Origin of the sequence: Aquipuribacter sp. SD81 (assembly GCF_037153975.1) — a bacterium.
Lineage (GTDB): Bacteria > Actinomycetota > Actinomycetes > Actinomycetales > JBBAYJ01 > Aquipuribacter.
Genome location: NZ_JBBAYJ010000007.1, coordinates 121,523 through 146,118, shown reverse-complemented (window position 1 = coordinate 146,118; position 24,596 = coordinate 121,523). Strand labels below are relative to the sequence as shown.

The 24,596-nt window shown below is 73.6% G+C and carries 16 protein-coding genes; 9 read left to right on the top strand and 7 right to left on the bottom strand.

Going from position 1 to position 24,596, the window contains the following annotated elements; genetic code table 11:
* Positions 1–39: 39 nt before the first annotated feature.
* Positions 40–2,988, bottom strand: coding sequence for a PKD domain-containing protein (locus tag WAA21_RS06225; RefSeq protein WP_336921903.1), 2,949 nt, complete (start codon positions 2,986–2,988; stop codon positions 40–42).
* A gap of 191 nt (positions 2,989–3,179) precedes the next feature.
* Complete coding sequence (locus tag WAA21_RS06220; RefSeq protein WP_336921902.1) at positions 3,180–7,022, bottom strand: PKD domain-containing protein; 3,843 nt, start codon at positions 7,020–7,022, stop codon at positions 3,180–3,182.
* A gap of 344 nt (positions 7,023–7,366) precedes the next feature.
* On the opposite strand from WAA21_RS06220, the gene WAA21_RS06215 reads away from it, so the two are divergent.
* The 5 genes from WAA21_RS06215 to WAA21_RS06195 all read left to right on the top strand — a co-directional run bounded on the left by WAA21_RS06215 (position 7,367) and on the right by WAA21_RS06195 (position 12,528).
* Positions 7,367–8,701: a hypothetical protein gene (locus tag WAA21_RS06215; protein ID WP_336921900.1), complete on the top strand. Its 1,335-nt coding sequence runs from the start codon at positions 7,367–7,369 to the stop codon at positions 8,699–8,701.
* A 371-nt stretch (positions 8,702–9,072) separates the two neighbouring features.
* Positions 9,073–9,948, top strand: coding sequence for a hypothetical protein (locus WAA21_RS06210; protein WP_336921899.1), 876 nt, complete (start codon positions 9,073–9,075; stop codon positions 9,946–9,948).
* An 80-nt stretch (positions 9,949–10,028) separates the two neighbouring features.
* On the top strand, positions 10,029–10,805 hold the full coding sequence (locus WAA21_RS06205) for a sulfotransferase domain-containing protein (protein WP_336921898.1): 777 nt from the start codon (positions 10,029–10,031) through the stop codon (positions 10,803–10,805).
* Positions 10,793–11,572, top strand: coding sequence for a hypothetical protein (locus tag WAA21_RS06200; RefSeq protein ID WP_336921897.1), 780 nt, complete (start codon positions 10,793–10,795; stop codon positions 11,570–11,572). Before WAA21_RS06205 ends, WAA21_RS06200 begins: the two co-directional genes overlap by 13 nt.
* Positions 11,569–12,528: a glycosyltransferase family 2 protein gene (locus WAA21_RS06195; RefSeq protein WP_336921896.1), complete on the top strand. Its 960-nt coding sequence runs from the start codon at positions 11,569–11,571 to the stop codon at positions 12,526–12,528. The genes WAA21_RS06200 and WAA21_RS06195 overlap by 4 nt, the downstream gene beginning before the upstream one ends.
* A gap of 14 nt (positions 12,529–12,542) precedes the next feature.
* Here the strand turns inward: WAA21_RS06195 and WAA21_RS06190 are convergent, their stop codons facing one another.
* On the bottom strand, positions 12,543–13,517 hold the full coding sequence (locus WAA21_RS06190; RefSeq protein ID WP_336921895.1) for a sulfotransferase: 975 nt from the start codon (positions 13,515–13,517) through the stop codon (positions 12,543–12,545).
* 124 nt (positions 13,518–13,641) lie between these two features.
* Here WAA21_RS06190 and WAA21_RS06185 point away from each other — a divergent pair, with 124 nt between their 5' ends.
* The 3 genes from WAA21_RS06185 (at position 13,642) to WAA21_RS06175 (ending at position 18,046) form a co-directional block, all read left to right on the top strand.
* Positions 13,642–15,285, top strand: a complete 1,644-nt coding sequence (locus WAA21_RS06185; RefSeq protein WP_336921894.1) for a hypothetical protein — start codon at positions 13,642–13,644, stop codon at positions 15,283–15,285.
* A complete protein-coding gene (locus tag WAA21_RS06180; protein WP_336921893.1) occupies positions 15,282–16,790 on the top strand; it encodes a lipopolysaccharide biosynthesis protein in 1,509 nt (502 codons plus the stop codon). Before WAA21_RS06185 ends, WAA21_RS06180 begins: the two co-directional genes overlap by 4 nt.
* A 296-nt stretch (positions 16,791–17,086) precedes the next feature.
* Positions 17,087–18,046: an RCC1 domain-containing protein gene (locus WAA21_RS06175; protein ID WP_336921892.1), complete on the top strand. Its 960-nt coding sequence runs from the start codon at positions 17,087–17,089 to the stop codon at positions 18,044–18,046.
* 52 nt (positions 18,047–18,098) lie between these two features.
* Here the strand turns inward: WAA21_RS06175 and WAA21_RS06170 are convergent, their stop codons facing one another.
* The 3 genes from WAA21_RS06170 to pssD form a co-directional block, all read right to left on the bottom strand.
* Positions 18,099–19,754, bottom strand: coding sequence for a CBM96 family carbohydrate-binding protein (locus tag WAA21_RS06170; protein ID WP_336921891.1), 1,656 nt, complete (start codon positions 19,752–19,754; stop codon positions 18,099–18,101).
* A 653-nt stretch (positions 19,755–20,407) separates the two neighbouring features.
* Complete coding sequence (locus WAA21_RS06165) at positions 20,408–21,007, bottom strand: glycosyltransferase (protein WP_336921890.1); 600 nt, start codon at positions 21,005–21,007, stop codon at positions 20,408–20,410.
* The gene (gene pssD / locus WAA21_RS06160; RefSeq protein ID WP_336921889.1) at positions 21,007–21,621 is read right to left on the bottom strand and encodes a PssD/Cps14F family polysaccharide biosynthesis glycosyltransferase; all 615 of its coding nucleotides are present in this window, start codon (positions 21,619–21,621) and stop codon (positions 21,007–21,009) included. Before pssD ends, WAA21_RS06165 begins: the two co-directional genes overlap by 1 nt.
* Positions 21,622–21,908: 287 nt before the next feature.
* Between pssD and WAA21_RS06155 the strand changes: the two genes are divergently transcribed.
* Positions 21,909–22,865 (top strand): sulfite exporter TauE/SafE family protein, encoded by a 957-nt coding sequence (locus WAA21_RS06155; RefSeq protein ID WP_336921888.1) that lies wholly within the window; start codon positions 21,909–21,911, stop codon positions 22,863–22,865.
* A gap of 13 nt (positions 22,866–22,878) precedes the next feature.
* Here the strand turns inward: WAA21_RS06155 and WAA21_RS06150 are convergent, their stop codons facing one another.
* Positions 22,879–24,516 carry a GMC family oxidoreductase gene (locus WAA21_RS06150; protein WP_336921887.1) on the bottom strand — a complete coding sequence of 546 codons (1,638 nt, stop codon included), beginning with the start codon at positions 24,514–24,516 and terminating at the stop codon, positions 22,879–22,881.
* Between the last annotated feature and the right edge of the window lie 80 nt (positions 24,517–24,596).

Genomic DNA, 24,596 nt, shown 5'->3' with positions numbered 1-24,596 from the left:
CCAGAGGGCGGCGACCGGTCGGCCGCCGCCCTCTCGTTCTCAGGGCGCCGGTGCCAGGACGACGCTCGCCATCGTCGCGTTGCGCTGCGCGGAGTCGGCCACGGCCGTCAGGCCACCGGCGGTCCCGACGGGCACGGGGCCACCGGAGTCGGCCAGCAGCTCGGAGACGTGGCCGCTGCCGGAGCCTGCCCACTGGTGACGCTGCACCAGGCCGGTCGGTGCCGCCCACGACGTCGTCGAGGCGGACTTGTCCGCCCAGTAGCTGACCAGCCAGCTGCCGGGGACGGTGACGGGCACCTGCGGCGTGACATGGCCGGCGACCGTCTCGGTCTCGCTGGCGACGACGGCCCCGCCGGGGACCACCGCCGCGCCGCGGTACGCGGCGACGACGAGGTCGGCCCGCATCAGGGTCGGCGACGTGACGGTGACCGTGGAGTCCGCCCCCGCCTGCACGACGGTCGACCACACGGCAGTTCCGCTGCCGGCCGTAGTCGCAGCACCCTGGGCGGTCCAGCCAGCCGGAGCGCTGGCCCCTGCGGCGGCGTTGCCGCTCCAGAAGAGGAGCAGGGTGTCACCGGGCTGGGTCCCGGCCGGCAGGGCGACCGTCCACGAGCGCGTGGTCGTGGTCGAGGGGCTGCTGCTGACAGCGACCATCGCCACGCCGGACCGTGCCGGCTCGGCCACCACGTCCTTGACGCTCGTGGCACCCCGGTCGTCGGTGACGGTGAGTCGGACGGTGCGCGGGCCCGGCGTCGCGTACGTGCGGGTGACAGTGGCCCCCGTGACCGACGTACCGTCGCCGAGGTCCCACGTCCACGCCTGCACCGTGCCGTCCGGATCGCCGGACGCCGACCCGTCGAAGGTGCACTCCATCCCCGCGCAGCTGACGGTCGCCTCGGCGGTGGGCGCGGCGTTGCTGACGGCGACTGCGACGGTCGACGAGGCGGTCATGCCGTCGGTGCTGCGGACGCTGACGGTGGCCGTCCACGAGCCGGGAGCGTAGACGTGCTCCACGTCCGTCCCGGTCGCCGTTGCGCCGTCCCCGAGGGTCCAGGTGACGGTCGCGACCTCCACGCCCGCGACGGGGGCGATCTCGGCGTGCAGGCTGCAGCGCGTGCCGACGCACTCCGACGCAGCCGTCACAGCCGGCGAGGGGGCCGCGGCTCGCGCGAAGAGCGTCTGTGCGCGCCAGTCCACCCCGGTGCTCGCCGGGCTGCTCACGACGGTGTTCGTGCCGTTGACGGGTGCTCGGTCGCCCCAGGTGACGCGTGACAGCGCCCCCGTGCTCCCGTGCGCCCAGTAGAGCGAGCCGCCGGCGAGGAAGGCGCCACGCACGTTGCGCCAGTCGAGGCCGCTGAGGCCGCCGACGACCTGGAACCGGGTGGCGCCGACGATGCCGCTCTCGACCGAGAGGTAGCGCATGTAGAGCGCGTTCGAGCCGGACAGCGTGTAGTACATGCGGCCCTCGTCGTAGAACGCGGACGTGGCGCTCTGCATGTCGGTGGCGAAGGCCGTCAGCCCGTTGAGCTCGACGGTCTCCGGAGCGCCGTAGGAGGCGGCCGAGACCGTTCGGCGCGTCAGGACGCCGTTCGACATGAAGGAGTACAGGCGACCGTCTGCAACGAATGCGGCACGCACGCCCGCCCAGCCGGTCCCGGCTTCCGCCACCTGCTGGGCAGACTGGACGGTCGTGCCCGTGAAGCCGCTCCTGCGGACGAGCCGGTCCGTGGACCCGGACGGGGACACGAGGTGCACGTCGACGGGCAGCCCCGGAGCTCGCGGCTGCGGGACAGGAGCACCGCCTGCAGTCGGGAAGAAGGCGATCCGACCGCGGTAGAGGTACCGGGCGATGCGGTCCGTGTCGCTCGCCACGTACAGGCCGTCGGGCGTGGCGACGAGGTCCCACACGGCCTGCCCCCGGTCACGTCCGGGGTTCCATGCGAGAGGGACGCCGTTGACCGGGTCGAGGGCGGCGATGCCCTCACGGTCGACGGCACCGGGACCCTTGTAGGACTGCACGTAGACAGGGTTGTTGAACCAGCGCATGTGACCGCCCGCGTAGACGGCCGCGTCGGTGGCGGCGACCGAGTAGACGCTGTCGCCGCCCGTCAGGTTGAACCAGGTCGGCTCCTGGTTCGACCCGCTGCGGTCCACCTCCCACCGCGAGACCGCGTCGCACAGGGCGCCGCTGGCGGTGTGGCCACCGGTCGCGCCGATGACGAAGTAACGGCCGTCCGGGGAGATGTCGACGTCGCGCACGTCGAACTGCGTGTTGCTCGAGGAACCGCACTTGATGTTGAAGCGGTTCGTGGCCCACGAGGTGAGGGTCGCCGGTGACGTCGTGAGGTCGACCTGGGCGACCTGCACACGGGTCTGGCCGCCGACGGACCGGAAGTTGCCGATCATGACGAGACGGCTGCCGTCCGGCGTGATGTCGACCTTGTACACGAAGGGCGTGCCGTTCCAGACCGCCCCGGACACCGGCAGGTCGAGGTCCGGCATGACGGCGCCCGTCTCCGCGTCGAGCATCGCGAGGTACTGCCGCGCGTCCTGGCCGACCCGGGAGAACTTGCCGGCGACGACGAGCCGGTTCCCGTTGCGGGCCACGTCCATGACCGCCGCGTCGATGATCCGCGGGTTGAAGCCACGAACGGGAGCCCCGGTGCGCACGTCCAGCCGTGCGAGCTTGAAGCGGTTGGCCCCGTCGATGGTGCCGAACTGCCCGCCGACGTACACCGAGGTGCCGTCCGCGGCCGGCGCGAGAGTGCGCACGACGTCGTCCAGCACGGGGGCGAAGGACGGTATGAGCTCGCCCGTCCTCCGATCGAACGACAGCAGGTTGTGCCGGGCCACCACCGGCGAGCCCTCGGCGAAGTTACGGGCCTGAGTGAAGCGGCCTCCGAGGACCACGACGTCGCCGACGACGGCGACGGCGTACACCTCGCCGTCCAGGACGTGAGGCGTCTGGTTGGAGGGGGTGCCGGCCACCACACCGTCGTGGCGGGCCTGGACGGCGCCCGCGGGGGCAGCCACCAGGGGCAGAAGCGCGAGCACGAGGAGCCCTACCAGGAGGGAAAGACCTCGACGGACCATGGGGGCTCCTTGTGCGGTGACGGGTCGGCCGACCGCAGGACGCGGCCTGTCGGGGGTTGCGGGGGGCGGTGCGGGTCGCCACGCGCTCACGGCGCGGGCTGCACGACGACGGTGGCCATGACGGCGTTCCCGGTGGCGCTGTCGGCGACCGCGTCGACACCACCCGCCGCACCGGCGGCGGTCAGGCGCGTGTCGGCGAGCAGCCACGACATGTGGCCGGATCCGGTGCCGGCGCCGGTCTGGCGTACCTCGTGGTCGGCGGGTGCTGTCCACGTGCTGGTGGAAGCCGTCTTGTCCGACCAGTACTGCACGACCAGCGACCCCGCGGGGGCCTGCAGCTGAGGGGTGCGGTGGGTGGCGGTCGACGTGGTCTCGCGCGCGACGGCCACGGTCCCTGCGGGAACCGTGCCACCTCGGTACGCCGAGATCACGAGGCTGCCGCGGGCGAAGACGGACGTCGTCGTCCGGACCGCCGCGCCCGCGTCGGCCGCGGTCGCGACACGCGTCCACACCACACCCTGCATGCCGTTGGTGCTCGCCGTCCCGCGACGCTGCCAGCCGGCGGGGTCCGTGACCGTTGCGGTGCCGCTGTTGGTGCTGAACGCGGCCACGAGCACGTCGCCCGCGGCGACGTCGGTAGGGATCTGCAGCTCGTGGACCTGGGTGGAACCGGCGTCGGTGTCCACGGCCGAGCCGACGTGCTCCACGGCGCTGTCACTCACCTGGACCTCGCGGCTCAGCTGTCCACTCGCCCCGGCGTCGTCGCTGACGGTGAGCGTGACCTCGACCCCGCCTGGCCCGGCGTAGGAGTGCTCGACGACCGCTCCGGTCGCGGTGGCACCGTCTCCGAAGGTCCAGGCGTACGAGGTGACGGTGCCGTCCGGGTCGCGCGAGGCGGAGGCGTCGAAGCGGCACTCCAGGGCCTCGCAGGCGAACGAGAAGTCGGCGACCGGCGCGGCGTTGTCGGTGTCGACCTCGACGGTGGTCGTCCCGGTGGCGCCTCGCTCGTCCGTGACGGTCAGCGTGGCGGTCCGGGCACCGGCGGAGCCATAGCGGTGGGACACCTGCTCGCCGTCCAGCGTGGTGCCATCGCCGGTGTCCCAGCGCCAGGCGACGACCTGCCCGTCCGCGTCGGACGAGGCGGCGGCGTCGAGGGTGCACAGCAGGCCCTCGCACGAGACGGAGGCGCGCGCCACCGGGACGGCGTTGTCGGTGCTGACCTGCACCGAGGTCGACGCGCTGGCGCCGCGGTCGTCGGTCACCGTGAGACCGACCTGCACCGTGCCGGGTCCGAGATCGGCCGTCACGCGTCGACCGTCGAGCACGCGCCCGCCCGGGAGCGTCCAGCGCCACGCGACGACCTCGCCGTCGGGATCGGTGGAGTCAGCCGCGTCGAGGGTGCACCGGGTCCCGTCGCACTGGCCGCTTCCCGCGGCGGTCGGTGCGCGGTTGGGCGCAGTGCCCGGTACGGCGAACAGCGCCCGGGCCCTCCAGTCGACCCCGTCGCGGCCCGGACCGCTCACCGTCGTCGCCGGGCCGCTGGTGGATCCGTCGGACCAGGCGGTCCGCTTCAGGTCGCCCGTGGTCGCGTCGACCCAGTACAGGTGGCCCGACGCGAGGAACGCGCCGCGCACCTGCGCCCAGGCCGCACCCCCCGGCTGCGCCTCGAAGCGCTGGGCTCCGACGATGCCGGACTGAGTGGAGAAGTAACGCCAGTACAGCCGGCCGGAGTCCAGCCGCGTGAAGTACAGGCGGCCGTCCTCGTAGAACAGCGACGTCATCGCTTGGATGTCCTCGGACCACGCTGCGAGCCCGTAGAGGTCGAGCGTCGTCACCGGGCCGAACGACGTGCCGTCGTGGCTGCGACGGGAGAAGGTGCCGTCCACGTGGGCGGAGTACAACCGCCCGTCCACCCACACCGTGCCCCGTACGCCGTTCCAGGCTCCGCCCGTGACCGGCGCGGGCGCGCCCGCGGTCGCGCCGTCGAAGCCGAGTTCCACGGCCGCCACATCAGGGACAGGGCCACCGAGCAGAGCCGGGTCGACGACCTCGATCCCGTTCACCAGAGGGTTCTCGACGCCGTGCAGGAAACGGACGTCGATCGCTCCGTCGCTGGTGACGGGCACCCGCACAACGGTCGCGACGTCGTGCCCGGGCTGCGCGGAGAGGTCGAGGTCGTCCACCACGGTGGCGCCGTCGACGGTGATGTCGAAGACGCGCTGCCCGGTGCTCGCGGTGCAGGTGCAGCGGTTCGCCAGGTAGAGGCGCAGCTCCACCTGCCGCCCTGCCTGGACGGGGAGCGACCACGCCATCTCCTCCCCGCCGGAGGGGTCCCAGCGCTCCGAGGAGTACACGGCGCGCGGCGTGCCCGCCGGGACGCCGGCAGTGAGCGTCGGCACAGGCCCGTAGGACGCCGCGTTGCTGCCGGAGTTGCGCAGGGGAGACGTGCCCGAGCTGTCGGCCGACCAGTCGGGTCCGTCGTCGAGCGAGGCGAGCGCCGGCCCGCCGGCGTTGATGCGGTACAGGTAGCCCGGCGACGAGGCGGCGGCCTGGCTCCCGACCAGGGTGACGTCGACCGGCAGCGACGGAGGTGTCGGCTGGGGGACGACGGAGCCCCCCTGCAGCGGGAAGAAGGCGATACGACCCCGGTACAGGAAGTTGGCGATGCGGTCGGTGTCGCTGCCGGCGTACAGCCCCGTCGAGGTGGACAGCAGGTCGAAGACACCGCGCCCGCGGGCGCGCCCCGGGTTCCAGTCCAGCGGCATTCCGTTGGCTGGGTCGAGGGCCGCGATCCCCTCGCGCTCGACGGCACCGGGACCGGCCCGGTCGGCAGCGAAGGGGTTGTTGAGCCAGCGGTTGTGGCCACCGACGTAGATCACCGAGCCGGTCACGGCCACCGCGTACAGGGAGTCCCCACCGGTGTAGTTGACCCACTCCGGCTGCACGCCGCTACCGCGGTCGGAGCTGTCCCAGCGCACGGCCGTATCGCACAGGCTGGGCGGGCCGCTCCCGTAGCCCCCGACGCTCGTGGTGACGAAGTACGAGCTGTCCGGCGCGAAGTCGACGTCCTTGATGTAGTAGTCGAAGACGTCGTAGCAGTTGGCCTTGTAGCCGTCGGTCTGCCAGTCCAGCAGCGATGTCTGGCCGCCGGAGGTGTCGAAGGCGGCGATCTGCACACGGTCCTGGCCGTCGACGGTGCGGAAGTTGCCGATAGCGACCAGCATCCGGCCGTCAGGCGAGACGTCGATCTTGTAGACGAGGTTCTGGCTCACGCCGTTCGGCGGCACGCGGTGGACGCCCTCAAAGGCGAAGGACGTGGTGGCACGCAGCGCGCCCGTGGCAGGGTCGAGCTCCGCGAGCCGGCTGCGCGCCGTGTTGCCCACGCGGTCGAAGACACCCGCGATGAAGAGGCGGTTGCCGCTCAGCTTCGCGTCGTAGACCACGGCGTTCGGTGCTGGCGGGTTGAAGCCGGGCACCCGGGCCCCGTTGGACATGCTGAGCCGCACGATCTTGGGGACGCCGGCCCCGTTCAGCGAACCGAACTGCCCACCCACGTAGACCGACTGCCCGTCCGGTGCGGCGACGAGGGTGCGGACCGTCGCGTTGAAGGACGGAGCGAAGGACGGGTCGATCTGACCGGTCTGCTTGTCGAAGGCGAGGATGCGGTTGCGCGTCACGACCGCCGTGTTCCCGCTTGCGTTGCGCGCCTGCGTGAACGACCCGCCGAGCACGATGCGGCTGCCGACCTCGGCGACCGCCCACACCTCGCCGTCGAGCACGTGAGGGGTCGCGGTCGTCGGTACGGCCGCCACGAGGCGGTCGTGCGGCACGGTCTGCGCCGACGCGGGCTGCACCGCCTGGAGCAGGACCGCCACGAGTGCGACCACGGCGAGCGTGCTGAGCCGACGGACCGAAGCGCCTGCGCCCATGGCGCACCTCCACCACTGACAGTTAGGAACAGGCGCCACTATGACGACGGACCCGCCATGCTGTCCGGGGAATGTGACGATCGGGTACCAGCAAAGTCGGGTCGCGTCCATCCGGTCACGCTGCGTAGCTCGATGGAATCGGTGCGAAAGCCGCCTCGTGGCGCAAGTCAGGCGGGCACCATGGAGGCGGGCCCGAACCGGATGGGCGACGGCGAGGAGGGAGAGGAGCGGTGAGGACACGGGTTACGCCCGGACACGCCGTCCCGCACCCACGCGGTGAACTCGCGTCCGGCGGCGACACACCCTCGAGAGGCGTCCGCTGGCGTGACGGCTGGCCGCTGGTCGTGCTGCTCGGCGCCTTCCCGGCGTGGTGGGTTCTCGGCCTCGGCGTGCTCGGGTTCCTCCTCGCGACCGTCCCTATGGTCGCGTGGCTGGCCCGTCTGAGGCGCGTGGCGACTCCCCCGGGCACCGGCTGGTGGCTCATGTTCCTGCTGTGGGCGGCGGCGGGGGCTCTCGTCCTCGGCGCCGACGCCCCTGGAACACAGCCGACGACCCCGGCCGAGCAGGCCGTCGGCTACGTCTTCCGCCTCGCGTGGTACGTCGCGGCGACGGTCGTCCTTCTCTACGTCGGGAACCAGTCGCGCGACGGCTACCTGTCCGACGTCCGCCTGCAACGGCTGCTCGCCTCGCTCTTCCTGGTGACGGTGGCAGGCGGTTACATCGGCTTCCTCCTGCCGGACCTCGCCTTCCGGTCCCCGGTCGAGCGACTGCTGCCGTCCGGCCTCCCCGGTGCCGAGTTCCTCGGAAAGCTCGCGCACCCGGCAGTGGCGCAGCAGATGGACATCGGGGTGGACGTCACCCGCCCCTCGGCCCCCTACGTCTACGCCAACGACTGGGGCGCCATGTACGGGCTGCTCCTTCCCTGGTTCGTGGTGGCGTGGACCGCGCCGGGAGCAGGGTGGCGGCGGCACTGGTTCCTGCCCGTCCTCGCCATCTCCTTCCCGCCTGCCGTGTTCTCCCTCAACCGCGGCCTGTGGCTCGGCCTGGCGGCGGTCGCGCTCTTCCTCGGCGTGCGGGCCGCGCTGCAGGGGCGCTTCGCTGCGGTCGCAGCGCTCGGTGGGGCCGCCGTGGCGACCGGGTCGGCCCTCGTGCTCACACCGCTGGGTGCACTGGTGGGCACGAGGCTCGACAACCAGCACAGCAACAGCGGGCGGACCGAGCTGGCCGTGCGGTCGGTGTCCGCCGTCCTCGAGGGGTCACCCCTGCTCGGCTTCGGCTCGACGCGGGACGTGCAGGGCAACTTCTTCTCCATCGCAGGCGGCGACAGCGCCGCGTGCATCGGGTGCTCCACCCCTCAGCTCGGCACGCAGGGGCACCTGTGGCTGCTCCTGTTCGCTCACGGCCTCGTCGGCACGCTGCTCTTCGTGCTCTTCCTGCTGCGGCGCGCGCTGCCCCTGCTGCGCGACTCAGGAGGTCCCGGCACGGCCGCCCTGGCCTCCGTGCTCTTCTTCCTGGCCGTCTCCCCGTTCTACGACCTCGCCATGCTGCCCCTCTTCGTGCTGATGGCGGTGCTGGGCATGGCGTGGCGCGCTGAGGACCCGGTCGAGGTCGCCAACCCCCTCTCCCGGACGGTCCCGACCGACGCGCCGTGGCCTCGGCGAGAGGTCGCACGCGAGTGAGGGGACCGACAGCGCGTCGGAGCGCGGGACTCGACGCACTCACGAGGCAGCTGGCCCTGCTGCTGCCCGGGGACGAGATCACGTGGCAGCGGGGGGGTGGTACCGCCCCCGTCGCGTCGCTCGGCCTCGTCACGCTCCCTCGCGCCGCATCGCCACGGCTGCTCGTACCCGCCACCTCCAGCCGCGCAGCGGCCCAGGCGGTACTCGCGAGGGGCAGCGGTGCCGACCGGCTCAGGACCAGAGCCGCCCGAGGCGCGGCCGCGCTGCTGCTGCGTGCCGGCGCCGCCCGCACCCGTCGGGATCGGCTGCGCATCACCGGAGCGGCCACGGAGGCGCTCCTGCGTTCTCTGACGGACGCGGTGGGCCTTCCGATGGCCGGTACCACCCTCTCGATCGCAGTCGGGGCGCCGCGGGCCAACGCCAAGCCGGTCCTCGCCCTGCACAACCGCCGGGGCGAGGTCGTGCTGTGGGCGAAGACGAGCACGAACGACCTCACAGCGGGTCTCGTCCGTCACGAGCACCACGTGCTCAGCGCCCTGGCGACTCGACCACCGGCCAGCTTCGAGGCACCCGCCACCCTCGGCCTCCTCGACCTGGCGACCGGTCCGGCCCTGCTGATGCGCCCCCTCGTGTCAGCCTCGTCCCGTCCGGCTCCCGCGGACACGGTGCCCGCCGACGTCGTCGCCGTGGTCGCCGAGCTCGCGACGCGCGCGGGCGTCGTTGCGATGACCGCCGGGCGGTGGTCCCCCTTGGGGCCCGACGCACCGCGGGAGGCGACCGCGCTGCTCCACCTGTGGCACTCACGCCACCGTGGTCCCGTGCCCGTCGGTGCGTGGCACGGCGACTTCGGGCCGTGGAACATGCGGCGCACCGCCTCGCGGGCGCAGGTGTGGGACTGGGAGCGCGCGGAGACCGGTGCGCCCTTGGGCGTCGACGCCGTGCACTACGGCTCGCACGTCGTGCTGCGCGGCCAGGATGTCCGGGCGTCGCTGGAGCACCTCCGGGCCGTGGCCGTGCCTGCGGTCGAACGGGTGCTCCGGGCGGCCGGGGCACCCGATACGACGGCCGACGCGGTCGTCGACGCGTACCTGCTGCTGGTGCACCGGCGATTCGCCTCAGAGGGGGCGGCGGAAGGGACCGGGGCGGTCCTGGCCTTGGCCGCGCACTACGCCGAGGTGCTGCGGGCCCGCCCCGACCCGTCGGCGCCGCGACACCCGCACGACCGCAAGGAGACGGAGCACCCGTGACACCCCCGCTTCCCGACCGACTCAAACCCGCTGCCCGTTCCGCCCTCGCCGCGTGGGGACGAGCGACGTGGCGGTGGCGCATGGCGCCGGACTTCGTCGTGGCTGGGGCGCAGCGCTGCGGCACCACCAGCCTGTTCCGCGCCCTCGCCGCGCATCCCGATGTCGTCGCTCCGCTGCCGGGCAAGGGAGTGCATCACTTCGACACCGCGAGCGCCTACGTCCGTGGGCCGGAGTGGTACCTCGGTCACTTCCCCCTGGCAGCACCCGCGCGGACACGTACGGGCGGGCGGGCGAGGACCGGCGAAGCGAGTCCCTACTACCTGTTCCACCCGTTGGCGGCGGAGCGCATCGCCACGACCGTCCCGCTGGCACGCGTCGTCGTCCTGCTGAGGGACCCGGTGGAACGCGCCTTCTCCGCATGGAAGCAGGAGCGCGGGCGCGGCTTCGAGACGGAGGACTTCGAGCGCGCGCTCGACCTCGAGCCGGAGCGCCTCGCCGGCGAGGAGGAGCGCATCCGCAACGAGCCCGGCTACCAGTCCTTCTCCCACCAACACCACGCCTACGTCGCGCGGGGCCGCTACGCCGACCAGCTGGAACGCATGTCCTCGGCGCTCGCTCCCGGCACCCTCTTCGTCGCCGAGACGCAGGACGTGCTGGCCGACGACGGCGAGACCTGGGACGCACTTCTCCGGCACCTGGACCTGAGGGCGTGGCGCCCGCCCGAGGTCCCGCGGGCCAACGCCAGGCCCAGTACGCCCATGCCCGACCGTCTGCGGGCTCGGCTCGAGTCGCAGTTCCACGACTCGGACTCACGTCTCGCACCGTTCCTCGGGAAGGCTCCGTCGTGGCGCAGCTGAGCGGGCGGTCGCTGACCTGGTACGGCCAACGGCTCCGAGCCGACCGGCTGCTCGTGACCGGCGCGTGCGTGCTGGGGGCCGCGCTCGGTCTCGGGCTCGGGCTCAACGAGCCGGCTGTCTTCCGCTCCACGGCCGTCGTCGTCGCGACCCCGCAGCCCCCGCCCGGCTCCGGACGCGACGGCCTGCGCCGGGCGCCGACCGTCGACAGCGACGCCCAGCTGCTCACCTCCGACGTCGTCCTCACCGCGGCCGCGGAGCGCACCGCCTTCCCCGGCGGGGTCGCGGGCCTGCGCGACGCGTTGGACGTGACCGCGCGGTCGACCTCGCGGGTGCTGCGAGTGCGTGTGACCGCCGCCGACGCAGGCACCGCACAGGCCGGCGCGCAGGCGGTCGCCGAGGAGTTCCTGGCGGTGCGCACGGCCACCGACGACGTGCGCTTCCAGAGGGTCCGCGAGGCACTCTCGCTGCAGATCGCGAGCCTCGGCGGCCAGCTGGCATCGGCGGCGGAGCAGAGCCTCGACCCCGCCGACGACCCGGAGGTCGAGGCCCTGCGGGACGAGCTCGCCGCTCTCACCGGCGAGCTCACCACGACCCGCGCGTCCAACAACGCCTCGGGCTTCGTGGCCGAGGCCGCGCCGCTGCCCGAGACACCCGCGCGTCCCCACCTCCTCACCACGACCGCATCCGCCACCCTCCTCGGGTTCACAGCCGGGGCCACGACCGCCGTAGCCCGGGAGGCCGGGACCCGACCAGGAGCCAGACGATGACCCAGCACGCCGACCCTGCCCCGCAGGCCGACCCGGAGGCGTCGGGTGGGCACGACCCGCACGTCACCGTCGTGATCGCGACCCGCGACCGCCGTGAGCTCCTGGGCGTCGCGCTGAGGGCGGTCGCGGCCCAGGACTGGGTGGGAACGCTCGACGTCGTCCTCGTGTACGACCAGGTGCCCGTCGACGCCGAGCCACCCGCCCCGCCTGGGCTGGAGGTCCTCGCCGTTCCCAACTCGCGCACGCCGGGCCTCGCCGGTGCGCGCAACACGGGGGTGCTCGCCGCCCGCGGGCAGCTCGTCGCCTTCTGCGACGACGACGACGCCTGGCAGCCCGACAAGCTGCGACGGCAGGTCGCGCGGCTGCGGGCGGAGCCCGGAGCCGGCGCGGTCGTGACGGGGATCCGGGTGCGTTACGGCGACACAGTGGTGGAACGGGTCCCGGCCGTCGACCGCCTCGGCGCCGACCTGACCACCAGCCGCATGACGGGCGCCCACCCGTCGTCCTACCTCGTCCGGCGCGACCTCCTGACCGGGGAGGTCGGCCTGGTCGACGAGGACCTGCCCGGTGGGTACGGCGAGGACTACGACCTGCTCCTGCGCCTGGTCCGCGTCGCTCCGGTACTCGTCGAGCAGGCTCCGCTGGTCGACGTCCTGTGGCACCGGGGCTCGTTCTTCTCCCGACGCTGGCTGTCGATGGCCGAGGGGCTCGCCTACCTCGTCGCCAAGCACCCGGACCTGAGCCGCGACGCGAGGGGATCCGCGTGGCTGGCGGGGCAGCGCGCCTTCGCCCTGGCCGCGGCTGGCCGGCGACGCGAGGCGGCGGGGCTCGCGCTGCGCGCGTGGCGACGCGACCCGCGGCAGATGCGGGCACCGCTCGCGCTGGCCGTGGCAGCCGGCGTGCTGTCACCCGAGCGCGTGGTGCACGAGCTCAACCGGAGGGGGCGGGGCATCTGAGGCCGCCGCACTGCTCAGCGGCGGTAGCCGTACCAGAGCCGCAGCGGCAGCGTCAGCAGCTCCACGACGAGGCGGTCGAGCCGCGGCATGCGTTCGCGCCACTCGGTGTCGGGGCGCAGGTCGACGCGCCCGGTGCGGAAACGCATCGGGTTGCCCGCGACAGTGTGGTGCGTGGACATGGTGACCGAGGTGGCGTCGAGGTGGCTCAGCGACCCGGGCTGCACGTCGAAGCCGGCGAAGGACAGCACGCGTTGGAGCTCCTCGCGCGGGCGCGCGAGGAGGTCCTCGTAGCGGATGACGTCGACCGGCACGCCCAGCAACGACAGCGCGTGGAACAGTGCCCCGTACAACGACCAGCGCACGGCGGAGACCGCCACCCCGTAGCGCGGCATGTCCGCGGAGACGCCCTCACGACTGCTCGTGACCTCCGGTCGGCCGACGGTCTTCTGCCACGACCACGCCACTCCACGCGGGTCACGGGCGACCACGAGGCAGCGGAGGTCGAGCTCGCTCCGGCGCAGGAGGTATGCGAAGGCGGGGTGCTTGGACGAGTCGACGACGAGACCGGCACCCGAGCCGGCCGAGACGGCCCGGTACAGGGCGAGGTGGCGGTCGAGCAGGCGGCGAGCAGCCGCTCGCCGGCGACGGCGCAGCAGCCCGGTGACCAGCCCCGGCAGGTGCCGGTTCCGTACGACGTCGTAGCGGTCGATCACCACCGCGTCCGCCTCTGAGGGCGATGCCGGCCACCCACCGAGCGCCCGCTGCCCGACCTCCCGCCAGAACGGGCAACGACTGAACGGCTCCCCGCAACCGCACCTCTCGTCGTCGCGGACCCCGCGCTCCCACAGGTGCAGCACCTCACCGACGGCCACGACACCGGGTACGTCGCCGAGCATGCGTTCGAGGAGCGTCGAACCGGAGCGCCCAAAGCCTCCCAGCATGAGGACGGTGGGCAGGGCGCGACCGGAGGTGCTGTCGGGGCCTGTCACCGGCCCACTGTGGCAGCCGGGTGACGTCCGTGGGCACGATTGCTGTTACGCCCCGTGCACGTCCTCCGGTCGACCTACACTCGCCGAGGGGCGACACACGTCCCCCTCGAGGCTGGAGGCGGCGATGGACTCTCCCGTCGCGGTGCGTCCCGGACTGCTGCGCGGTTTGGTGCGGCGGCGCTGGCTGTCTGTCCTCGTCCTCACCGTCCTCGGTGCCGGGGCGGGGGCCGCCGCGGGTACCGTCCTCCCCACCACCTACACCGCCACGTCGGGCCTGTTCCTGGAGCCCCTGGCCGGCAACCCCTTCTCCCCCGTGACCGCAACGACGCGGAACGAGCAGATCGCCGCGCTGGAGACCGAGGTCGCACTGCTGTCCACGACCGAGGTGGCAGAGGCCGCTCGGGAGCGCGTACCGGAGCTCCCGGTGGACGCCCGCACGCACGTGGCCGCCTCGGTGCCGTCCAACTCGCAGGTCGTGGAGATCGCCTACACCGCCGACACACCGGGACTGGCGCAGCTCGGCGCCGATGCCTTCGCCACCGCCTTCCTCGCCTACCGGGTCGAACGGGCTGACCGCGTCCGCGGCGACGAGGCCTCGGCCCTGGACCAGCAGCTGGCTGACACCGCGGAGCTGCTCGACTCGGCCACCGACAGGCTCTCGGAGACCGAGGAGGGCACCGCGGGCGAGGTGCAGCTGCAGCAGCAGGTCCAGCTGTACGCGAGCCAGCTCAGCGAGCTCCAGGTGCAGCGCCTCGCGCTGGACTCCACGACTCCCCTACCCGGTGAGGTCATCACCCCGGCCGTCGTGCCGGTCGCTCCCGACGGGCTGCCCGTGACACTCCTCGTCCTCGCGGGACTGGTCGTTGGGGCGCTCGCGGGGGCGACTCTCGGGGTGTACCGGGAGCACCGTGATCCTCGCGTGCACACGTTGGAGGAGGTGTCGCAGCTCGGCACGGGCCAGGTCCTCGCGACCCTGGACACAGCCCGGCGGGGTCATGCGGACCGGGGCGACGGCTACCGAGCCCTCGGGGCTGCCCTGCTCGCCAACCTCCACGACGACACCGGCGTCGTCACCCTCGTCGGCGCCGACCCGACCACCGACTGCACAGCCGTGGCCGCACGGCTCGCCGAGGCCATGGTGCTCACCGGTCACCGCATCGTCCTCGTGTCCGACGACCCCGTGCTCGCGGCCGGCCGACCGCTGGACCGTGCGGTCGTCGCGGCCGTCGCGGTCGGCGCCGACCTCGAAGCCGGTGTGGACCGGCTGGGGGTGGAGGTCCGCCCGGGGCTGCGCGTCGTGAGCGTCGCGGGCAACCGCCCCGACGGTGCCGCCGGCGGGACCGACGACCTGCTCCAGCACCCACGCACCGCGCTGCTCCTGCGGGCGCTCGCCGACTCCGGCCACGTCGTCCTCGTCGCGGCGCCCCCGCTCCCACGCGGCGCCGGCCTGTCGCTCGCCGGCCTCGCCGACCAGGTCGTCCTGCTCGTGCGAGTCGGAGCGACACACTTCGACGACGCGGCCGCCGGTATCGACCGGCTGGCCCGGATCGGCGCGCCCCTCCTGGGTGCAGTGGCACAGCAGGGCCCTGTCGACCCGCCCACATGGTCCGCCACGTCCGAAGCCACCGACGCGGTGCCGGCCGGCTCGGCGCGGACCGCGGCGGCGAGCGAGCACGGCCCCGATGTCTGGGCGGACGAGGAGGGCGCTGCGGCCACGATCGACCGGGCGCTGTCCCGGACGGCCGGGCCGGACCACCCGCACACGTGAGCCCGTCCGCCCCCGCCGCGGTGGGGCGCTCCGGCGGCCCCGACAGCGCGTCGAGCGGCACCGCGCGTGGAGGGCTGCTCAACCTGCTCGGCACCGGTGTCTCCGCGCTCGCGCAGCTCGTCTGTGTCCTGGTCGTGACGCGCGGCGCAGATCCCGCGAACGCGGGGTCTCTCTTCGCGGGGGTGTCCGTGCTGCTCATCGGAGCGGCCCTGGCGCAGCTCGGCACCGACGTGTCGCTGGTCCGGCAGGTCTCCGTGTGCGGCCAACGACAGCGCCGCGCGGATGCTGTGCGCGTCACCCGCGACGCGGTGGTGGCCGTACTGGCGCTGGGGCTCGTCCTGACGGCGTCGCTTCTGCTGCTACCCAGCACGTGGACCGCCCGGGTGCTCGGCAGCGCCGACCCGACCGCGAGCGCGCTGCTCGTCCTGGCCGTGCCCGTGCTCGCGCTGCACGAGCTCGCGCTCGCTGTGACGCGCGGGACCGGCAGCATGCGACCGACCGTCGTCCTCGAGCGCGTGGCGCGCCCCCTGCTGCAGGTCGTCACGCTGTCGCTCGCCGTCACCTCGACCGACGACCCGAGAGCTCTGAGCGTGGCCTGGGTGCTCCCGTGGGTCGCCGTCCTACCGGCGTCCGCGGCCGCGGCCGTCCTCCACCTCAGGCGCATCCCCGACGGGGGACCCGTGGCCGAGGCCACGAGTCGTCGGGCCTTCTGGCGCTTCTCGGCGACAAGGGCGGTCGCGAGGACGTGCCAGGTCGCGCTCCAGCGCGCCGACATCATCATCGTGGCCGCGTTGGCAGGCGCGCCGGCCGCTGCCGTGTACACGGCGGCCACCAGGTTCATGGTGGTGGGCCAGCTCGCGGGCACCGCGGTCCAACAGGCCGCTCAACCGTTCTTCGCCCGACTCCACGCGGCCGGCGCCCGAGAGGACCTGCAGGCCCTCCTACGCCGCACCACGGTGTGGTCCGTAGCCGTCGTGTGGCCGCCCTACCTCGTCATGGCGCTCGCCGCGCCGTGGCTGCTCCCGGTCTTCGGCGAGGGCTACGAGGCGGGGGCCCCCGTCCTCACCGTGCTCTCGGTGGCGATGCTGCTCGCCACGGCCGCGGGACCGGTCGACGTCGTGCTCCTGATGGCAGGCCGCGGCGCGACGTCGCTCGTCATCACTGCCACCGCCCTGGCCGTCGACGTCGTGCTCTGCCTGCTGCTCGTGCCGCACCTCGGCATCCTCGGCGCGGCCGTGGCCTGGGCCGCGGCGATCGTCGTGCGCAACGTCGCCTCGGTGGAGGCGGTCCGGCGGTCGCCGGGGCTGAGCGCGGCAAGCCGCGACCTCTCCCGGGTCGTGGTCGGTGCCCTCGTCGTCGTCGCCCTGCCGGTGGGCATGGCGACCGGGCTGCTGGCCCCGCCCGCCGTGCTCGCCGCTGTCGTCACCGGCGCCGCCGTGCTGTGGCTCCTCCTGCTGTGGCGTGACCGGGACCGCCTGGGTCTCGGCGGGCTGCGACGCCGGTGAGGCGAGGCGGCGGCCGAGCAGTCGGAATCGTCCTGCTCGTGACGGCCGCATCGACGGCGGCGTGCGGCACCGGCGCCCCGGGCACGGGGGCGCCGACCGACGAGGGGGACGTCACAGCACACGAGCCGACGGCCACCGCGACGGACTTGAGTGACGACCACGCGCGAGGCACGGCGACGGCGCGGGTCGCGGCCGGTCGCGACGCGTGCTCGGCACCTGGGACCGCTGCGACCGTGCACCGGACCGAGGCAGACGGGCTCCTCGCTCCTGACGGCTCGCTCGAGGCGCGACACGTCGTGAGCAGTGACCTCGGCGACCTCACCATCGACTCCGAGGGCGGGTTGTGGTGGAGGGACGGCGCTGACGAGCCGAGGCGCCTCACCGACACGGGGGTGGTGCAGGTCGCGACCGACTCGAGCACAGCGGCGTACCGGACGACCGCGGGCGCCGTCCTCGTGTGGGGAGACAGCTCGGCGGGACAGTCCGGTCAGGTCCTGGACCTGCCGGTCGCCGACCCTCGTCGGGTGATCGACGCAGGGGGCGACCCGCTCGGGGATGTCGTGGACGTGGCCGTCGACGGGCGCACCCTCGCAGCCGTGACCGGTGCGGGCACCGTGCTGGTGTGGGGGGACGGTCGCTCAGGCCAGCTCGGACCCGGGCGGGACCCGGTCGCGGGGGCGGCGCCGGCACCCGTCCTCGCTGCCGACGGCAGGCCGCTGACGGACGTGGTCGACGTCGCGGTGGGTGGCCAGCACGTGCTGGCGCTCACCGCGGACGGCCGGGTCCTCTCATGGGGGTCCGACAGCCACGGTCAGCTCGGGCGCGTGGGCGGGCAGGACCGGGACGGGGACGCGGTCCCCCGGCAGGTCCCCTTGCCCGGGACCGTCACCGGGGTGGCCGCTAACGAGCTGGACTCCTACGCGACGCTGGCCGACGGCACGGTCATGGCCTGGGGGAACGCCGAGAGCGGTCAGACCGGAACGGACGCCGTTGACACGGTCCTGGCAGTTCCGCAGCAGGTGGTGGGCGCCGAGGACGTCGAGTGCGTGGTAGCCGGTGAGGCGTTCGCCGCGGCGCTCACCTTCGACGGGAGGGTCCTGACGTGGGGTGCAGGCGGCGCGGGGCAGCTCGCTGCGGCCGACGAGCGTCAGCGCCGGACGGCCGGCCTCGCCCTGGGGGACGACGCCGCACCGGTGACGGGCGTCGCCTGGCTCGGGTCCGGGGGCAGGGTCCTCTTCGCGGGGGTCACCGGCTGAGGACGGACGACAGGCCCCCGAGCTGTGCTCGGGGGCCTGTCCTCGGAGGGCGTCAGCTCCGCTTCGCGAGCCAGTCCACCGCATACGGGTTGCGCTCGAGGCGGCTCTCACCGGCCGCGCCACCGGTCCCCGGCCAGTTCCAGTTGAACCAGGCGTAGGTGACCGAGCCACCCTCGCGGGTCAGGCGGTGCGAACGGTCCAGCCAGCTCGCCTGTGCGCGCAGCTTGCTGTCGGTGATGTCTCCCTCGATCGTGTACCCGGCAGCCATGAGGCCCCAGGGCTTGCCCGGCGCGTACGTGGCCATGGCCTTCTGGACGCGAGCCACCTGCTCGGGGATGCGGTCCTTCTCGCCGTACTCGTAGAAGGACCACAGGACACCGCCGAAGTCGCTGGCCGGAGGCGTGAAGTCCCGGAGGTCCCAGCCCTTGTTGTTGTAGGGGTCGACCGTCCACTCCTGCCACTCCACCCACGGCAGGCTCACGCCGTGCTTGCGCGTGATCTTGGCTGCCTCGGTGTAGGCGTTGCGGTAGGCGGCCTGGGACGCGTCGTCGAGCAGGTTGTCCTCGGGCTCCTGGTAGATGTTGTAGATGAAGAGGGGCTTCCACTTCGCCGGGAGGTTCGTGATGACCTGCTCGAGGCCGGCGTTGTCGTGCGTCTTCGCGGTCAGCTGGATGGACACCGGCTTGTCGCCCAGCTTCGCGGCGAGGTCACGGAAGGCCGTGTCCCAGGCAGGGAGCTTTCCGCTGGGGAGGTAGCGGACGCAGCCGGTGTAGCCGTAGCCGATGGTGCGGACGCACGCGTCCGCCCACGACTCGCCGTCGTTCTGCTGCACGGAGGCCGCCATCGGGTAGACGGTGGCGGGGGCCGGCACGACGGTGGGCGCAGGGCTGACCGTCGGGGTCGGGCTGACCGTCGGGGTCGGGCTGACCGTCGGGGTCGGGCTGACCGTCGGGGTCGGGCTGACCGTCGGGGTCGGGCTGACCGTCGGGGTCGGGCTGACCGTCGGGGTCGGGCTGACCGTCGGGGTCGGGCTCACCGTCGGGGTCGGGCTCACCGTCGGGGTCGGGCTCACCGTCGGGGTCGGGCTGACCGTCGGGGTCGGGCTGACCGTCGGGGTCGGGCTCACCGTCGGGGTCGGGCTCACCGTCGGGGTCGGGCTCACCGTCGGGGTCGGGCTCACCGTCGGGGTCGGGCTCACCGTCGGGGTCGGGCTCACCGTCGGGACAGGCGCGACGACGGGGGCCTCGGTCCACGTGACCGCGAGCCGCGGACGCTTGGCCGCGTCCGAGCTCTCCAGCGACGCGAAGTAGCTGGAGGCCTGCACGCCACCGGTCGCCACCAGGGCCAGGTTCACCGTCCCGTTGCCCCGGACCGCGGCCGAGACGTCGAAGACGAGGTCCTTGCCGGCCGCCGGCTTCCCGCCGCGGCTGAGCAGCGAACCCACCGCCGGCCGCGTGTTCCAGGTGAGGGTCGTCGCGTCGAAGGCGCTTGTGCCATGGGCGTTGAGCGTCGCGCTCGTCGACTTCGTAGCGTGCACCCGCAGGACGGCCTTGATGTCGGTGGCGGTGCTGGGCACCCCGTCGACGGCGAACTTGAGGTACGCCGTCCGCGTGTAGCTCTTCTCCTTGACCCGCAGCTCCGTGACCTTGTTGAAGTTCGTCGAGGGAGAGAGCGCATCGACGTACGTGTCGGCCTTGGGGTTCAGCACGACGGTCGACGTGGCGGACGAGGCGGCGGCCAGCTGGGCGGAGCCGGCCGCTGCAGAGGCGGCGGACGAGCTGATGAGCGACGGGAGGAAACCGACAGCCAGTGCTGCGGCGACCAACCGGAGCGACGTGCGCCCGGCACGTCGCTGGGGGGACCGGTGTGTGGACATCTGGGTGAAGCCTTCTGTGGGGGGCAGGGGCAGTGGTGACGTGTGCTATCGACTGCCGAGGGAGTCCCTTGAGCCCGTCGGGCACGACCGGGTCGCACGTCCATCTCTCGGGCGGCGGCGGTTAGGCCGATCGGGGTACTCTCGATCGCCGACCGAACGACCGGTCCTGGGCATGGACGAACGGTCGTTCGGGCGCAACTCGTCGGTGGCGGGGGCCTCCAGGCAGGTCGCGCTGTCACGTCGGGCGACCCGCCGACCTAGCGGTGTCGGCAGGCCGGGCTCATGAGGCAGCAGTGGTTGCTACGCCGGCACGAGGCGGCCGCATGCCGGCCGCAGCCGGACAGTACGACGACGCGACGGGGTGTCACAAGTTGACCACGCAACGTCGTGCTGGACCGCCCCTCGCTGCTGCTGCGCGAGGAGGGGTACACGAGGGTCGCGTCCGGCGCGTGCGTGCTGGTCGGCAGCCTCGTCGCTCGAGCCCGTCAGACGGCCGTTCGCGACCCTGACCTCGGAGCAGGCACACGCCTGCGCAGCCAGGCGAGGAGCCCGCGCCGGGGACGCTCAGCCACCATGAGGTCGACCCAGTCGCCCAGGCGCTCGGACACCTCGGTCAGGTCGGGACGCCGGGGCGGGACAGCGTAGGCGGACGGGTCTTCCACGGCGGCGTCGAGGACGTCGACCAGCTCCGGCTCGCTCGACACGTGCACCGCCATGAGCTCTTGGGACATGCGCTCGACGAAGGCGACCTGGTGGTCGTCCACGACCTCGCGGTAGCGCGCGAGACGTGGCACCGCGATCGGCAGCCGACCGCACTCGAGCGCGTCCATGACGGAGCCGGGACCGCCCTGCACGACGACCACGTCGGACGCGACCATGGCCGCCACCAGGTCGTCGTGCGGCACGAGGTCGAAGGCGGTGACGCGGGGGTCGGAGGCCATACCGAGAGGCAGGGGCGTGCTCCCGTGCTGGACCACCAGGTGGACGTCCGCCTCGGTCCCGGCGAGCCACGTGTCGAACCACCCCAGCAGCCGGTCGAAGCGGTGGTGGTCGGTCCCGAGGGTGACGAGGACGGTGGTCGCCATCAGAAGAGCCTGCCCACGACGCGACCCTTCGGGTACGCCTGACGCTGCTCCTCCCACTGCAGGAGGAAGAGGTCGCTCAACGGGGCGCACAGGCGGCCGGTCAGCGTCGGCATGGTGATGCGGTCGTAGACCTCGAGGTAGACGGTCCGGACGCCGAGGGCCTTCGCGACGACGAAGAACGGCAGCGCGACCCCGGCTCCGGAGCTGACCACGACGTCGGGACGCTCCCGGAGCAGGACGGAGACCGCCAGCAGGAAGTTGCGCACGAGGGCGACGAGGTTGCGGGTGGTGGGGTGATAGGCCCACCAGGTCCGCTCCCCCGCGAGCAGGCTGCGCGCGTCGGGCTTGTCGAAGGTGACCCAGGACCGCTCGTGCTGCGACCACCACTCGCTGAGCCGGACCAGGTGCGTGAGGTGACCGCCCGTCGAGCACACGAGCAGGACGCGCAGCGTCGCGTGCTGCCGGGTACCCGCCACCTCGCCGGTCCCCGCAGCCTCGACGGCGGGCGGGGCGTCTGACCTCGGGCCGGGGAGCACCTGCAGCCGGGTCGACGCGGCAGAGCGGTGCCGGGCGGGGTGCCCGGGCTTGTCGTGCCGGAAGAAGACCGTCGACATGGAGCCGCCTTCCTGCCGGGCCGCCCCGTCACGAGGCAAGCAGTGGTTTAACGCTGCGTTAACTCTGCACCCGTGACCGCCTCCGTGTCTCGCTCTCAGTGAGATTGCACCCGTCCGGAGGCGCAGCGTCGACACGGACGGTGGCGTCAGACGGCCCCCGCGCAGGACGGCGTCGCTCTCGGTGGTCCGTACGCGCGCGCCTGCCGGGAAGACGCCACACCGGAGCGCGACGGGCACTAGCGTCGAGCGACCCGCTCCGTGCCACGCCGACACCAGGAGGCCCTGCCGTGGACCTCGACCCCTTCCTCGTCGCCGCGGCCTTCGGCATCGGCATCGTGGTCGGCCTCACCGGCATGGGCGGCGGCGCCCTCATGACGCCGGTCCTCGTGCTCTTCTTCAACGTGCCGCCGCTCGCGGCGGTGTCGAGCGACCTCGTCGCCTCGGCCGTCATGAAGCCGGTCGGCAGCCTCGTGCACCTGCGGCGCGGCACCGTCAACCTCGACCTCGTCAAGTGGCTGTGCGTCGGCTCGGTGCCGACGGCCTTCTGCGGGGTCCTCCTCGCCCGCGCGCTCGGCGACGGCGAGGACGTCCAGGCTGTCATCAAGACGGCGCTGGGGGTCGCGCTCCTCGTGGCGGCGACCGGGCTGACGATCCGGGCCTACCTGCGGCTGGTGGAGCGGGCGCGCAACCGCGACGGCAGCGCGGACCCGCTGCCCCAGGACCGGCCCGAGGTGCGGGTGCGCGTCCTGCCCACCGTGCTCGTCGGCGCGGTCGGCGGCCTCGTCGTCGGCATCACGTCCGTCGGCTCCGGCTCGCTCATCATCATCGCGCTCATGGCGCTGTACCCGGCGCTCAAGGCGAGCTCGCTGGTGGGGACGGACCTCGTGCAGGCCGTCCCGCTCGTCGTGAGCGCCGCGATCGGTCACCTGATCTTCGGCGACTTCCAGCTCGGACTCACCCTCTCGCTGCTGGTCGGCAGCGTGCCGGGCGTCTGGGTGGGGGCCATGCTCTCCTCGCGGGCCCCCGGCGGGCTGGTGAGGCGCGCGCTCGCGTTCGTCCTGCTCGCCTCCGCGCTCAAGCTCCTCGGGGTCCCCGACCTCGAGACCGGCCTCACCCTCGTCGCGGTCGCGCTCGTGGCCCCCGTGCTGTGGATGCTCGTGCGCCGCCGCCACGGGTTCCCGGCGCTCGCGTCCACCGAGCGGGCCGCTCTGCGACGCAGCGAGCACGACGGGCAACGGACCTAGGAGCCACGCTCCCCTACGAGCCCACGCACCCCGACGCCGTCGACCGGCCGGCGACCGGCCGCAGCTCCGTGACCAGCTGCTCCACAAGCCGCAGGGCGAGGGCGACGATCGTGAGGGTGGGGTTCGCCGCGCCGCCGACGGGGAAGACCGACGAGCCCGCGACGAAGAGGTTCCGGTGCCCGTGGACCCGGCAGTCGGGGTCGACCACCCCGTCCTGCGCCCGCGCGCTCATCCGCGTCGTCCCCATGTGGTGGGCCCCGCCCTGCGGCGTGCTCGGCCCGTCGGGCCCGAGGGTGCTCACGACCCGCGCCCCGAGCGTCTCGCCCAGGGCCGCCGTCACGAGCTGCTGGTTGCGCACGATCGACGTCCGGTCGCGCGCCGTCAGGCGCCAGTCCAGCTCCGCGAGCGGGACCCCGAGCCGGTCCGTCCCGGCCGAGAGCCGGACCCGGCTGAGCGGCGACGGCTCCTGCTCGGCCATGACGTGGACGCGGAACCGTTCCTGCCCCGTCGCCGCGGCGCCGCGGGCGTGGGAGCGGCGCGCGACGGCGTACCGCAGCAGGTGCGGCGCCCCCCGGAGCAGCCGACCCACCGTCGACGCCGTCACGTGGCCGTGCCCCGGCTCGTGGCGGGCCCGGCGCAGCGCCGCGTAGGCCTCGACCACGTCCTCCGGGACGGTGCCGTCGTGCCCGAAGCCGGGCGTCCCCTCGCCGCTGTGCGCCTTGACCTTGTACACGGCGCGCAGCAGGCCCTCCCTGCGCAGCACCTCCCCCGGGACGGCGTACTTGCGCTGCAGCGGGTGGCCGTCCTCCACCACGACGTCCCACCGCTCGGGGACGGTCTCGAGGTCGGGCGCCCCGGGCCGCGGCAGCGCCACACCGGAGTGGAAGTGCGGGTGCTCCATGAAGTGGCGGCCGACGTGGTCGTGGCCGTTGCCGACCCCGGCCGCCAGCACCGACCGCGACGCGAGCAGCAGCCGCGCGTTCTCGATCGCTCCCGCCGCCAGCACGTACACGCGCGCGCGGACGGACGCGTCCCCGCCCGCGAGCGAGCGTGCGCGCAGCCCGAGGACCTCGCCCGACCCGGGGTCGACGAGGACCTCCGTGGCGCTCGTGTCGGGCAGGAGCCGCACCCGGGCGGCACGTCGGAGCTCGGCGGGCAGCCGCTCGGTGAAGACGCTCCGGTGGACGAAGGAGTACACGTGCCGCTCCAGCGGGCCGCCCGCGAGCGCCTCCGCGGGCGCCCCGCCCGCCATCCCCAGCAGCTCCCGGCTGCGCGCGTAGAACGGCCGGAGCACGTCGTACGACAGCGGCCACCCCGGCCCGCCGCCGACCGCGTCGAGGTCGTCCGGCTCCAGCTCGCGCAGCCTCACGAAGCCGCCACCCAGCGGCGTCGGCACCCGCCAGCGCAGGCTGCTGCCACCGACGCCGGCGCTCCGGGTCGCCGCGGGGTCGTACGGCAGCCCGACGTTGCGGGTCGACGTCACGTCGACCCCTCCGGCCGGCGGGGAGCCCGGACCCGCCTCGAGGACGAGCACGTCGAGGCCCGCGGTCGACAGCTCGCGGGCGAGCGTCAGACCGGCCGGGCCGGCGCCGACGACGCAGACGTCGGCCACCAGGGTCGGTGGCTCGGGAGCGGCGGGCCGGTCGGGCACGACGGAAGAGTGGCACGCCGTCGAGACGCGCGGGCCCCGATCCGCGGACCGGTCGCCCCGTCGCCGACGAGGTGGTCCGG